Genomic DNA, 13,891 nt, shown 5'->3' on the forward strand with positions numbered 1-13,891 from the left:
GTCGCGGCAGGACGACGACTTCAGCGGCAGGAACACGACCGAAGTCCGGCATGGGAAAACGGACGGCGCCGATATTGCCTTCTACCATGTGCTTTCTCCTTGGAAGAAACGCTTGCAACGGACCGGGTCCGTTGCCGGTCTAGGATGCGCGTAAGGTTCGGCTTTCCCTGCTTTTCGCCAGCACGTCCTCATAAAGTTTCACGTAATTTTCGCCGACGCGGCGCGAGGTGGATTCCTCGACGATGTTTCCGAAATCGGCCTCCGTCGGCAGCTCTTCGCGCGACAGCGTCAAAACCCGGCGGATGCGGTCCGCAAGCTCGGCAACATTGCCCGGCTCGAACAGCCAGTCATGGTTCGTCTCGCCGATCAGCTCCGGAATACCACCCGAGGCCGCGCCGATGACCGGGACGCCCATGGCATAGGCCTCGTAGATGGTGCGTGGCGAAGGCTCGGCCCAGAAGGAAGGGACGATGAGCACATCGATCTCTTCGAAGAACTCCTTCGGCTTTGCCCAGCCGACGAATTCGATCGGCAGATCGCCGGCCTGCGCCGTGAAACGCTCGATGGAATCATCCATGGCATGGCCGGCGACCAGACAGCGCCAGTTGCCGTGGCCGATTTCCTTGAAGGCATCGACCATGTTGCCGACGCCCTTTTCGGTATTGATGCGGCCGATATAACCGAAGGTCAGCGGCCGGCCCGTCCGGTCGATCTGCCGGCGTGCGACAGGGTCGCCGCCCGGCACCGTGCAGGAATAAAAGATGACGCGGCGCAGGCTTTCCGGAATGTGGTGGAAAAGCCCGTGATTGACATGTGTCTTGAGGATTTCAGTGCCGACACTTGCCACCGCGCTGATGTAACGTTGCGTGAATTTCTTGGAGAAATTCACCACCTGACAGCCGAGATGGATATGTTCGCAGGGCTTGCCGCCCTTGAACATGGCGGCGTTGCCGCAGAGAAGATCATATTCGCAGATCGTATGGACGATCGGAATGCCGCGCTTTTGCGCCGCCCGCCACACCAGCGTCGTCACATCCAGCAGCGAATGGGTATTGAGAACATCAGGCTTGAAATCGTCGAGAACGGCCTCGAACTGCTTTTCGACGTCGAAATTCCACTGCTGCTTGAGCTTTTGCATACGCCGCTGCTGCGGCGAATATTGCGGCCAGTCCTCAAGCCAGAAGTCGTTGTTATGGAACATGCGGTAAACGGTGACACCGTTGCGCACCGTTTTCGGTTCGGCCTGCCGCTCGATACAGGCAGCGCCGACCGTGTGGCCCATGGAAACGAGTTCCTCGGCGAGATGTTCGACCGAGCGTTCGCATCCACCAACGATATGCGGCGGATAAAGGCTGCTAAGATGGAGAATTCTCATGCGGATACGCTCTATTTTCCTTCATCGAAAATGTATGGCGTCCATCCCGGCTCGTTTGTCTCCCCGTAGTGCTGGAGACCAGTGAGATATCTGTAAAAAATACAGGAACCGGAGCGGATCTAATGTTTGAAAATATGAATTACCAAAATCTACTTTTCAAAAAGCACGGGAACCGGCGGCATTTCAAGTGATTTTTTTCGCGGCGCGGTAAAAGTCATGCGGTGTTGCGAAAAGAACCTTTCCCGTGTTACCGTTTTAAACAGTTTTAAATGACGGCGAAGGGAAGCAATAGGCTTCATTCTCGCCGATAATGCTATTCTGATCGATAATATTTATTTTATTTCAAAGACATGGATTTTGGAGCGTCTGCAGATGCCAGAAACATCAAGCACATTCTGACCTCGACATGTTGGGTGGCGTCATTGCCATTGAGACGGCGACGTCGATCGGATGATGCCTGCCCCGTATTTTTCTCCGCACCAGCCGGGAGACGCCTATGAATGGAAAACAGCCGATCGCCCTGGGCAGCCTGACACGGCGCAGCCTGCTTTCAGCAGCCCCCCTTGCATTGGTCGCCGCCTCGGGTCTGCGGCCCGTTTCCGTAAGGGCCCAAACGATTGCCTCCACCACGACCGACGCCTTTCTGGACAGCATTGGCGTGTGTGGTCATTTCACCCGCCCCAACGGCATCTATACGGAACAATTCGACCGGATCATGCCGGAATTCGAAGCACTCGGCGTGCGACATCTGCGGGATGACGGCCTCATCACGCCGAAAGACAGTCGCGACAGCCCCGTTTTCCAGAGGCTGCGCCGGATCGTGGCATCGGATATTCGCCTCACCATCATCTGTTACGACAATCTCAACCCCTATGTATCCACACCGCTCGACAGGCTCGCGGATTTTTACGCGTGGTGTGACGGGGGGATCGATATTTTCGAAGGCAGCAATGAACCGAACCTGACGAAGGATCCGCAAAATGCCCCACGCATTTCGGCGGAGCATCAGGCGGCCCTTTACAACGCCGTCCATTCGAATCCGCAACTGAGCGCGGTGCCCGTCGCGGCGCCAAGCTATGTCCTGACGCACAGGGCACTGGCATTGGACCTGAAGGATGTGTGCGACTATGGCAATATTCATCCCTATGCGGGGATGGAACATCCCGAAACCACCGGTCCGGGTGCGCTCTCGAAATCCGTCGCGGCTTCAGCGCATATAGCGGCCGGCAGGGCGGTGCTCGCCACGGAAATGGGCTACCATACCTCGCTGCAGACGAAGACTTTCCATTTTCCCGTCACCGAAGGCATCAAGGCGCGATACATGCCGCGCATGCTGCTCTGGAGTTTCATCAGCGGCATCCGCCGGTCTTATATTTATGAACTGGTTTCAAGCTTCGCCGCCGATGCGACGAACCCAGAATCCTCCTTCGGCCTCCTGCGTCACGATCTGAGCCGTACACCCGCTTATGAGGCCGTCCGTGGCCTTCTTTCGCTCTGCAAGGCAGGCCGCCAGACGACATCTGTGGAACGAGAGGTCACCTTCCTCGATAGCGACGCCCAAAGGTTGGCCATGCCTCTAAGAAGGCAGGATGGCGCTTTGCTCGTGCCGGTCTGGCTTGCCCTTTCGGGCTGGCAATGGCCCGCCCGGATCGAAAATCCGCCCGTGGAACGGGTCGCGGCATTTTCGGTGGCCGGCCAGCATAACCGCGTCGTGGCGCATCGTTTCCTCGATGACGGTGCGGTGAGCCAGCAGACGATCGCACAGGAAGGCGGACAATACCGGCTTTCGGTCAGCGACCAGCTCACGGTTCTGGAAATTTTCTGAATGGTGCGGAGGAAATGCCGCATCGCAAAATTGTGTGTATCGCGCCCGCCTGCGGCGTGTTAGCTTGACTGCATAATGAACTTCGGCTCCGCGAAAGCGGATGCAATATATTACCAAATATTTCTTTATTTTATAGATTGACGATGATGAAAAACTTTACGAAAGCGCCCGCAACCGGGGCGCAACGTCTCGATATTCTTCAGGTGATGCGCGCCGTGGCGGCGGTGATGATTGTCGCGTTGCACGCCGATGTGAACTGGGAATTTACGCTTTTCCCGCTCCGCGCGTTGCGGTTGGGTGGCGGCGTCGATCTGTTTTTCGTCATTTCCGGCTTCGTCATCGTTTATGCCTCCCGGCCTTATTTCGCGACTGCGGGAGGCCGCTCCGCCTTTCTGCTGCGCCGCTTTCTCCGCATCGTTCCGCTTTACTGGTTTGTGTTGACCGTGCGGCTTGCCATGGCCGCCATCGCGATGGTTATCGGCGCGAAGGCCTTTCCGCCGCTGCAGTCGATCGTGACCTCCTATCTTTTCATTCCTTATGACAGCATGGGTTATGGCGACGCCTATCCGTTTCCACTGATCGATCTGGGCTGGACCCTGAATTACGAGATGTTTTTTTATCTCGTTTTCGCCGTGTTCATATTCCTGCCGCTGGAGCGCGCCGTCCTCACGACGGCCGGCGTGCTGCTGGTCGCCGTGCTGATCGGCGCGAGCGTCGATCTCGCCCTGCCCTTCAGCTTCTGGTTTCAGCCGATCATTCTCGAATTCGTCGGGGGAATGTTGATCGCCACGCTTTTCCTGCGGGGCGTGCGCCTGCCGCCCCTGCTCGGCATTGCCACGGCCCTGATCGGCCTCGCGATCTGGATGCTGACGGATCTGAGCAGTATCGGCTTCCAGTGCAATCCGGGATGTTACTCCTTTTCGCGGCTGCTCGTCTTCGGCGGCGGCGCCATCCTGCTGATGGCGGCAGCGACCCTGACGCGAAACATCTCCCTGCCCCGTTTCGCACAGCCACTGGCAAAGCTCGGCGATTCGTCCTACGCGCTTTATCTGCTGCACCCGTTTATTTTCCGGGGCTTCAAGACCATGCTCGGCGGCGTCACGTTTCCACCGGAATGGAGCAACCTCGTTTATCTCGTCATCGTCATCAGCACTGTCGCCATCGCGCATGCATTCCACGTCTTCGTCGAAACACCGGCCAATCTCTGGCTTCGTGACAGACTGATAACATCACCACGAAAAGTCGCCGTGTCCTGAAGAACGCGCGACAGGCGCGGGGCGGGCCGTTAACAATAGCTGAGGGTTTCCGCCACGGTCTTATTTTAGCGCTTGATCCTTTGCTTGCGCTGTGCGATTTAAAAAGAAATTTTAGATGTTGGATAACCATATCCAGCATTGGATGTATTTAAAGTCGTATTTTAAAAATTTGGAGAGTTGGATGCCCCGCATTCATAACGGCTCGATGCTCGTTGGTGCGATGTTCGTCGCCAGCCTTGGTGTTTTTTCCTCAGTCGCCAACGCACAGACCGTGGAAACCCTTCCGCCCGCCGCCCCGCAGCAGACACCCGCAGTGGAGAGCGCTGCTACAGGCGCACCCGTCAAGGCCGCGGATGAATCAACCGCTGCATTTCTGGCCCGCGTCAACGCCACCAATCCGGACAGCGTTTCCATCACCGCTGCGGAACTGTTCAAACAGTCTCCGACGCCGGCAATCATCAAGGATCTCGTCACGATCGCGTCCAGCACGGATGCGGCCACGGCAGACGTCACCGGAAAAGTGACGAGCGGTTTTCCGATCATCGCCGTCTCCACCAGCGCGGCACAATTCTCCGAACAGCTCTCCGCCCTGATCCTCAGCGATTCTGGCCAGTTGCCCACTGTCGTCGCACTGGCCCAGAAGGTCGGCAACAAGGACTTCTCCGAAGTTGTCGGCGAAGGCCTGGCGCTCGCCCATGCCACCGCGATGCGCAACGGCAACACGATCCTTGCAGCCGCCATCCAGATGCAGACAAAAGGCCCTGGCGTGCCCTCCGATCTCCTGATTGCCTTCAGCGAGAATATCCAGGGAACGGCAGCCGGCCCGGCGGCAGCGGCGGCAGCGCCTGCCGCGGCATCGCCGATCGGCGGCGCCGGTTCCTCACCGGCCAGCGCCAACAGCATCGGCGGTTCGGGAACCGCGGGCACCACAGGCGGCACGGCCCAGGCGGGTGGTGGCAGCGCCCCCACCGGCGGCGGCGGTAGCGTTGGCGGAACGACCGGTGGTGGCGGCACGTCGTTCACCACGATCAATAACTTCTTCTCGACCGGCAACACCACCACGCCGGTCAGCACAAGTCCCGTTTGAGTTTGGCTTAGTTGCCTTTCCGAAAAGGAAAGGCTGCCACCGTTCTGTGATGCAACCGTGACTTGGTGGGCCCTGCGCCCGCCGAAATGAGCGAGGCTGACAGTTGTTGCAAAGGCACGATCCCCTGACAATGTCCGATTACGATAAAAGCGGACTGACGGCCGAGTTTATCGACATCGATGCCGCGCTTGCGATTATCCGCCGGCAATGGCGCGTTGTGCTCGCCGCAATCGCCGTTGCCGGGGCAATCGGCCTCGCCTTTGCCGCGACGGCCGTTCCGATCTATTCGGCCACGGCCACTCTGTTGATCGACCGCAACAACAGCCAGATTGTCGAACAGCTTTCGACGATCGGCGGCGTTGTGGAGGACGAGGCCTCCATTCTCAGCCAGGTCGAGGTGCTGCAATCGGAAACCATCGGGCTTGCCGTCGTCGATAGTCTCAAACTCACGGAAAACCAGGAATTCAGGGCAACACGCGCATCGCTTCTGAGCTCGATTTTCGGCACGATCCGCTCGCTCGTCAACGTATCGCAATGGTTCTCGCCGACGAAAAAAGAAGCTGTCATCGACGATGGAACCCTGAAGCGATCCCTGTCGGATCGCCTGCTCAACGACCTCAGTGTCAAGCGCATCGGCCGCACCTACGCACTGGAACTCACCTACAACTCGACATCGCCGGTTCTTGCCGCGCAGATCGTCAATGCCGTGGCCTCGGCCTATCTGCTGGACAAGCTGAACTCCAAATATGAAGCGACGCGGCGGGCCAGCGACTGGCTGTCCGATCGGATTGCGGAATTGCGCCAGCGGGCGCTCGATACCGACCTTGCCGTGCAGAAATTCCGGGCCGAACATAACCTGATCACCACCGGCAATAACGGCCTGCTTTCCGATCAGCAGCTGGCCGAATCCAACAGCGCCCTTATTCTGGCCCAGTCGGAAACGGCAAAGGCGCGGGCGCGGGTGCAGCGTATCGAGCACATTCTCGCCACCGACGATGTCGACGCTGTCGTCACCGATATTCTCGACAGCTCCGTCGCAAACGACCTGCGCAAGAAATATCTTGAGTCCTCGAAGATCGAGGCAGAAATTACCAGACGACTCGGCAGCAACCACATACAAGCCGTGCGTCTGCGCAATGAAATGCAGGAATACCGGCGGTTGATGTTCCAGGAAATCAGCCGCATCGCACAGAGTTACAAAAGTGATCTCGAGGTTTCGGAGGCGAAGGAAAAATCGCTTGCCGAGAGCGTTGCCAAAGCAACCGATATCAGCAATTCCGCCAGCGAAACACAGGTTCAGATGCGCGAATTGCAGCGCGAAGCTGAAACCTACAAGAACATGTATCAGACCTTCCTGCAGCGTTATCAGGAAGCGATGCAGCAGCAATCCTTCCCCGTGACGGAAGCGCGTGTTATTTCCAAGGCGATGCCGCCCTACATGCCAAGCAAACCGAACAAGCCCATCATTTTGGTGCTGTTCATGATCATGGGCGCGGCAGCCGGCGGCGGTATCGCCATGTTCCGCGAATTCCGCGACCGGTTTTTCCGCACCGGCGACCAGGTTCGCGATGTGCTGGGGCTGGAATTCCTCGGCAACACCCCGCTCATCCCGAACCAGCCGACGACAGAGGCACAGGAAAACGGCCATCCCGGCCTGACGCGCCCCACCAGCGTCGCCCGATATGCGGTCGATCATCCGCTCTCCTCCTTTGCCGAAACGCTGCGCAGCACCAGACTGGCCATTGATCTCGGCATTCCCGCCAAGAGCGGTGCACGGATTGTCGGCGTTGTCTCGTCCCTGCCGAGCGAGGGAAAATCGACGATCTCGATCAATCTCGCGCAGTTGCTTGCCGGACAGGGCGCGCGGGTCCTGTTGCTGGATGCGGATATCCGCAATCCTGGCGCGACGCGCGCCATGGCGCGTCACGCCGGCGAAGGCCTGCTCGAAGTCTTGCTGGAAGGTCGCAGCCTACAGGATGTGCTGCTTCGCGACGAAAAGACCCGCCTTGCTTTCCTGCCCACGGTAGTCAAACAGCGGGTGCCCCATTCCTCCGAACTCTTGACCTCGGCGCAGATGCACAAGCTGCTGGCCGAAGCCAGCAGCGCTTTCGACTACATCATCGTCGACCTGCCGCCGCTCGGGCCGGTGGTGGATGCTCGTGCGATGGCGGGACGGATAGACGGCTTCATCTTCGTCACGGAATGGGGCAAAACCGCACGCAGGGCGGTGCGCAACACCGTGGAGAACGAAGTCCACATCCGCAAGAAATGTCTCGGCGTCATCCTCAACAAGGTGGATACCGAAAAGCTGAAGCTCTATCGCGCCTATGGTTCCAGCGAATATTATCATTCGCGCTACACGCGATATTACCATGACTAGGCGTGACGGCGTGACGCGCCTGCGGAAAGTCCTCGCGGTCGTGCCAGTCCTCGTCATTTCCGTTTTTGTGCTGTCCGTCGCGGCTGAGGCATTTTCGCAAAGCCGACGCTTTTCCGACATTGTCGCAATGGCGAAAATCGCCGACGACAATAACGGTCTGGCGCCGGCTCTCCTTGCCGCAACGGTCCCTGAACTCAGCCCCATCGTCACAGAAAAAATCTGCCGGTCGGATATCGTCAAGGCCGGGCTGCGGCTCGTCCTGGCCGATCTCGATGCCAATGGCGCCGATCCAGCATCTGCTTCCGGCATGGCGCGGCTCGATTTTGCCGAGACCTTTATTCGCCATTCGCTCTTTTGCCTGCCCGCAAATGGCGATGTCTGGCTGCGTCTTGCCATGGTCCGTTCCCTTCGTGACGCCTCCCCCATGGAAATCGCCGTGCTGATGAATTTTTCACAGCTCTATGGACCCGCCGATGCCAATCTGATCCGCGGACGTTTCGTGATGTGGCAGAAATTTCAAAGGGATGCATTGCCTCAGGCCATAGCGGCGCGCGACGCGGACACGGCCGTCGTCTGCGGCATGGAAGGGGAAATCCTTCGGTGGACCCTGGCGGCAGTCTGCCCGAAACCACCGCTGGTCGGCACAAAACACCCGACGACGCTGCCATGATTGAGAATGACAAAAGGGCAAAACCTCGCCCTTCATTGAGATTCAGCCACCACCAAACCTACCGATAAAGCCGCCAGAATGTCGCTTACCGAAGCCCGATCAGAACAAGTCTCCTCGCAGCCTCAACCGATGGCATTTCAAAACTATGCCCGGCCGGTGGCGATCGTCGTGTTCTGGGCCGTTTTTCTGCTGGCACTGCTCAATCAAGGTGCCACGGATATCGAAAGCCGCATCGTTGTCACGGCTGCCATCTATCTGCTGCTGGTGCCGGCGATCCTTCTGTTCGGACCACCCAGGGCCGGTGCGGGCAAGGTGCTTCTTGCCGCCTGCTTTCTATTGGGCGCGCTCATCGTGCAGATGCTGCTGCAAACATCGGCCATGCCGGCAATGGCGCGCCCCAACCCGGCCTGGTCCACCGCCGCCATGTTCACGCAGATTGCGCCGACCGCAACCGTCTCGCTCACACCCGCGGATGACTGGCTCGGCCTCATGAGCGCCGCCCTGCCCTTCGGCGCCTTCATGACCGGACTCGTGATTTTCGACACCGATGAACGCGCGGCAAGAACCCTGCGATGGTTCGCAATCGCCGGCGGCTGGCTGGCGCTGTTTTCAATCGTGCAATTCGCGCTTTTTCCCGACGCACTCGGCTTCATCCAGAAACGCTTCTATCTCGGCAGCCTGACCGGTCTTTTCGTCAACCGCAATACCGCCGCGACCTTCTTCGGCCTCATCCTTCTTACCCTCGCCATGCTGCTGCACAAAAGCCTTCTGGCACCTGACTGGGCAATGGTGAAAGCACTCGTCGCCAATCGCCTGACCGTGCCGGCCGATCAGAAAAAACTGATACGCAAGTCTGTCTTTATCGGCGTACTCGCCGGCTTCTCCTTCATCGCTTTGATGCTGACGGGATCGCGTGCGGGAATAGCCTCCAGCCTTGCAGCATTGATTTTCCTGATCCTTCTGACAGTTTTCAATTCTGCTACGAAAGGCGGTCGCAACGGCGCCTCCAGCCGGCGCAAGCAGCGCGGGTCGAGACGTCGCGCCGCGCTCGTGATCGCTGTCGCCATCGCCCTGTTTGCGCTTTTCGCCAATCGAGTAGCAATACGCATGGAAACGCGTTTGGAAGACGACATGCGCTTCTGCTACATGCCCGGCATCGCACGCGCCATTACCGACAATTGGCCGCTGGGATCAGGTCTTTCGAGCTTCGCCGAAATCTATGCCCCCTATCACGCAGCGCGATGTGGCGTGGACGCCGTCGTCACCCATGCCCACAATGTCTATGCCGAGGGCTTTTTGACACTTGGCGTGGTTTTCCCATTCTACGTGGCTTTTTTCGTGCTGATCCAACTGACAATTTTCATTCGCGGGGCCCGCAAGCGCAGGAATTATCGTTATGCATCTCATCTCGGCCTTGCGGCGCTGCTACTTGTCCTGCTGCATTCAATCCTTGATTTTTCGCTGCAAATCCCCGGCTTCGCCATGGCTTATGCGGTTTTTCTCGCCCCCGTCGTCACACTTTGCCTGAACCCGCCCGGGGTGGAGCGCGACGCGCGCAAAAGGCAGAGGCAATCTTCAGCCGTCGTGATTTCAGAACCATAAGGGCAGGAATTTGAGCATGCGGATATTGCAGATAACCTCGCTGTTTTCCCCGGACCGAGTGGGCGGTGCGGAAATATTCGTAGAAGACCTTGCGCGTGGACTCACCGATAAAGGTCACACCGTCGGGGTGGCCGCCATCTCCCGTGAACGACAGGTGCCGGAACAACGCGACGGTTTCGCCATTCATCGCCTTGGGCATACCACGCCGTTCTTCATAGGCGATTGGGGGCAACAGCCGGAATGGAAGCGGAAATATTACAAAATCGCTGTGCAACTTGATCCACGCCTCGTTCGTCGGCTCGCGCACGTCATCGATGAGTTCAAGCCGGACGTGGTCAATACCCATTCGCTGTCGGAACTGACACCGTTGATCTGGCCGATGATCCGAAAACGCGGCATTCCCCTCGTTCATTCACTGCATGATTTTACCAGCATGTGTACCAATGGCTCCCTGTTTCATGACGGGCACATCTGTGATGGCAGCAGCAAAAAATGCCGTGCCTTTTCCTATCTCCACCGGCGTTGCCAATGTGCGGTCGATGCCGTCGCCGGTGTCGGTCGCGATATCGTTGAGCGCCACGTGCGGGCCGGGTTTTTCACCCACGTGCCTGAGAGCCGTCGCACCGTGATCTGGAATGCCATTTCACCGCCGGATTCACCAAAACCGCGCATTGCCCGGCCTCCCGGAGCGCCGCTGGTCTTCGGGTATCTGGGACGTATCGAAGCCGCGAAAGGCGCGGATTTGCTGATCGACGCCTTGCGATTCCTTCCTTCACAAGGCTGGCGACTGGTCATGGCGGGTCGTGCACCCGATGGTATCGAAGCCTATCAGCAAAAAGCAGCGGGCCTTCCGGTCGAATTTCCGGGTTATGTCGAGGCCGATCAATTTTTCGCCGGCATCGACTGCCTCATTGTCCCGCCTCTGTGGCCGGAGGCCTTCGGGCGCACCGTCGCCGAAGCCATTCTGCGCGGCGTGCCCGTCATCGGCGCCAACCTCGCCGGTGTTGCCGAACAGATCGGCCCGGAAAGGCAGGAGCGTCTTTTTGCGCCGGGCAATGCCGCCGAACTCGCGGCACGCATGGCGGAAGCAATGCGCGATCCCGCCATGCTCACGGAAACGCCTGAAACGCAGGAACGGATTCGTCAGGGTGTCGCCCCCGAAGGGGTCGTCGCGGCTTATGAAAAGCTCTATTCGGACGTGCGCGGTGGCGCTAAAGCATAGGTCGGGTGCTGGGCTAAAAAACCGCCTCTTCCTCAGAGTGTATCACCCCGATCGTCAGGCCTTAGCGTGAAAAAGCCGCGCATAACTCTCAGCGGCTTTCTGCCACGAATATAATTTGCGGTTTTCATAACCCGCCTGACGAAGCTTCCCTGCTAGTTCGGGATTTCCCAAAAGTCGCTCGAGGGCCGCAACAAGGCTTTGGGCATCGGCTGGATCAAACGTCAGCGCCCCCTCGCCCGCGATTTCCGGCGTGGCGGAGCGATTGGAGCACACGACCGGGCATCCAAGCTGCTGCGCCTCCAGCACGGGCAGGCAGAACCCTTCATAGGTGGAAGGGACACAAAGGCAGGCGGCGTGGCGGTAAAGTTCGGCCAGTTGGCGGTCATCTATGCCCGAAAGCCGGATCAGCCGGGCCTTCAGCTCCGGATCATCCAGCGCGCCGGTAATTTCCTCCGCCTCGTCACGACCCACATGCACAATCCGCAGGTCGGGCCATTTTCTACCGATTATCGCGAAGGCTTTGCCGAGGAGCGCAAAATTCTTGTTCGACGTCGCGTTTCCGACCGCCAGGATGTAACGGCCGGCGACAGGAGAGGTCGCATTGACAGCATCGGGATCGACACTCAGAGTGCTGTCGGAATAAATGGTCAGGCTTTTGCCGGCGGCGGCGGGATAAAAGTGCGCCAGGTCCTTCCGGGTCGCCTCGGATACACAGATGACCTTGTCCGAGCCGGCCACCATCAGCCTGAAGATGAAATCCGTCGTCAGGGTCGCCCGCCGACCGATCTGCTCGGGAATGGTCTTGAAATAAAGATCATGAACGAGGGTGAGGCGCCGTTTGCCGCCAAGAGGGCTTCCAAATGGATCGACATTAAACAGCACATCGATACCGTGCCGGCGGCACAGCACAGGCAGCATGGCGGCCTGACGCACCACGTCAAAAACCATGATACGCGGCCGCGGCGTCTCTAAGAGCTCCAGCCGGCTGTCACGCAAGCTTTCCGGCAGCTGCTCCCTCGTCCATGGCGAGCGCAGAATATAGTCGTCACCCGTCTGCTCCAGCAGCCGCTCCAGCAGGCTGAAGGTCACACGCGCCACACCGGAGGCCTTGCCGCCATATTGACTGGGCATGTTTACAAGAATGCGCATTCGGGCCCTTCCGCCTGCCGGCATTGGCTATTTCTGTCAATCACGGGGCGAGACTACGCGGCCTCTGTCAGCAATGCGGAGACGGATCGGCATGTCTTTTCCAGCGAAAAACGGTCGCTCACATCCTCCCGCCCGCTCTGTCCCAGCCTTTGCGCCAGAGCCGGATCAGACAGGATCGCACCAAGCGCCGCCGCCAGCGCCGACGCATCCCCCGGCGGCACGAGAAGGCCCGTTTCTCCATCACGAATGATTTCAGTAACCCCGCCACCACGCGTGGCGACGACCGGCCGCCCGCACATCATCGCCTCCACAACCACCCGGCCAAAGGGTTCGGCAACGATCGAGGTATGGGCAACCACATCCATCGACGCCATCAGTTCCGGCACATCCGAACGGAAACCAAGGAAGCGGACGCGGCCATCCAGCCCCAGACGCGACGCCTGTTCGCGAATGCGCGCCTCATAGGCTTCCTGTCCGAAAAGGGCGCCCCCGACGATGACGGCCTGCACGCCTTCCATGGTGGCAAGAGCATCAAGAAACACATGCTGCCCTTTCCATTCGCTCAAGCGGCCAAACAGGCCGACAAGCGCTTGCGGGCCAAGACCAAGCTCCGCCCGCAGCCGCGCAGCCATGCCAGCGTCATGAAGTTTTGCTTTTGCGGGATCGAAGCCGTTGTAAACGATGCGAACCTTATCCGCTTCGCCGCCGGCCTCGACGAACGCCCGGCCCGTTTCCTCAGAATTGACCGCCACCAGCCTGGCGAAAAGGCGTGCAAAAGCCAGCGAAGCACGGCGGTTGGTGGCGCTGAAAGCCGGATCGGTGACGATGTCATGTAATATCCAGACGAGCGGCCGCCGGCTGAGCTTTGCTGCAAGTGCACAGACAAAAAGCGCCTTCTGCGAATTGGCGCAGATCACATCAAAATGTCTCGCCTCGCGGCTCAACTGCCAGGCAACCGCCATCACGTCGGCCGCTCCGCGCGCCAGCGCGCCGAATGACGAATTACGACGGATCGACAGCATTTTCTCTCCAGCCGATAACATCACCGGCGGTCGCCCGGCCTCGGCCAGATCTTCTGCGTTAGCACCGCCACTGAGAAAACAGGCGCGCCAGGAATGCGGCCCAGCCTTGACGAGGTCCGCCAGGAAAAGCTCGGCGCCACCCTTCTCTCCGGTATGGCTGACAAACAGAGCTGAGGTCATCGCATCCCCCCTTTCGGATGAAGCGAAGAGTGGCGACTCTGGCCGTGATTGCGGGAATGAGCGGCAGCTCCGCGACAAGAAATCACCTGTCGGAGCGCGAAGAAATTATTTTCAACGGAAATC

At 59.0% G+C, this 13,891-nt stretch carries 10 protein-coding genes; 7 read left to right on the top strand and 3 right to left on the bottom strand.

The window, feature by feature from the left end; translation table 11 throughout:
- Nucleotides 1-139: 139 nt before the first annotated feature.
- Nucleotides 140-1,375 (bottom strand): glycosyltransferase family 4 protein, encoded by a 1,236-nt coding sequence (locus tag O8B93_RS21360; RefSeq protein ID WP_269711886.1) that lies wholly within the window; start codon nucleotides 1,373-1,375, stop codon nucleotides 140-142.
- A 496-nt stretch (nucleotides 1,376-1,871) separates the two neighbouring features.
- Between O8B93_RS21360 and O8B93_RS21365 the strand changes: the two genes are divergently transcribed.
- The 7 genes from O8B93_RS21365 to O8B93_RS21395 all read left to right on the top strand — a co-directional run bounded on the left by O8B93_RS21365 (nucleotide 1,872) and on the right by O8B93_RS21395 (nucleotide 11,417).
- Complete coding sequence (locus tag O8B93_RS21365) at nucleotides 1,872-3,200, top strand: hypothetical protein (RefSeq protein ID WP_269711887.1); 1,329 nt, start codon at nucleotides 1,872-1,874, stop codon at nucleotides 3,198-3,200.
- Nucleotides 3,201-3,343: 143 nt separating this feature from the next.
- Entirely contained in the window at nucleotides 3,344-4,456 is a 1,113-nt protein-coding gene (locus O8B93_RS21370; RefSeq protein ID WP_269711888.1) for an acyltransferase family protein, read from the top strand.
- A gap of 181 nt (nucleotides 4,457-4,637) precedes the next feature.
- Entirely contained in the window at nucleotides 4,638-5,543 is a 906-nt protein-coding gene (locus O8B93_RS21375) for a hypothetical protein (RefSeq protein WP_269711889.1), read from the top strand.
- A gap of 130 nt (nucleotides 5,544-5,673) precedes the next feature.
- A complete protein-coding gene (locus O8B93_RS21380; protein WP_269711890.1) occupies nucleotides 5,674-7,923 on the top strand; it encodes a polysaccharide biosynthesis tyrosine autokinase in 2,250 nt (749 codons plus the stop codon).
- Nucleotides 7,916-8,593, top strand: coding sequence for a hypothetical protein (locus O8B93_RS21385; protein ID WP_269711891.1), 678 nt, complete (start codon nucleotides 7,916-7,918; stop codon nucleotides 8,591-8,593). Before O8B93_RS21380 ends, O8B93_RS21385 begins: the two co-directional genes overlap by 8 nt.
- A 78-nt stretch (nucleotides 8,594-8,671) precedes the next feature.
- On the top strand, nucleotides 8,672-10,195 hold the full coding sequence (locus O8B93_RS21390; RefSeq protein ID WP_269711892.1) for an O-antigen ligase family protein: 1,524 nt from the start codon (nucleotides 8,672-8,674) through the stop codon (nucleotides 10,193-10,195).
- Between the two features lie 16 nt (nucleotides 10,196-10,211).
- Nucleotides 10,212-11,417, top strand: coding sequence for a glycosyltransferase family 4 protein (locus tag O8B93_RS21395; RefSeq protein ID WP_269711893.1), 1,206 nt, complete (start codon nucleotides 10,212-10,214; stop codon nucleotides 11,415-11,417).
- Between the two features lie 54 nt (nucleotides 11,418-11,471).
- Here O8B93_RS21395 and O8B93_RS21400 read toward each other — a convergent pair whose 3' ends face one another.
- Complete coding sequence (locus O8B93_RS21400) at nucleotides 11,472-12,566, bottom strand: glycosyltransferase family 4 protein (RefSeq protein WP_269711894.1); 1,095 nt, start codon at nucleotides 12,564-12,566, stop codon at nucleotides 11,472-11,474.
- A gap of 53 nt (nucleotides 12,567-12,619) precedes the next feature.
- A complete protein-coding gene (locus tag O8B93_RS21405; RefSeq protein WP_269711896.1) occupies nucleotides 12,620-13,768 on the bottom strand; it encodes a glycosyltransferase family 4 protein in 1,149 nt (382 codons plus the stop codon).
- Nucleotides 13,769-13,891 lie beyond the last annotated feature (123 nt).

This window comes from Martinezella rhizogenes (assembly GCF_027460065.1).
In the GTDB taxonomy this organism is placed as follows: domain Bacteria; phylum Pseudomonadota; class Alphaproteobacteria; order Rhizobiales; family Rhizobiaceae; genus Agrobacterium; species Agrobacterium rhizogenes_C.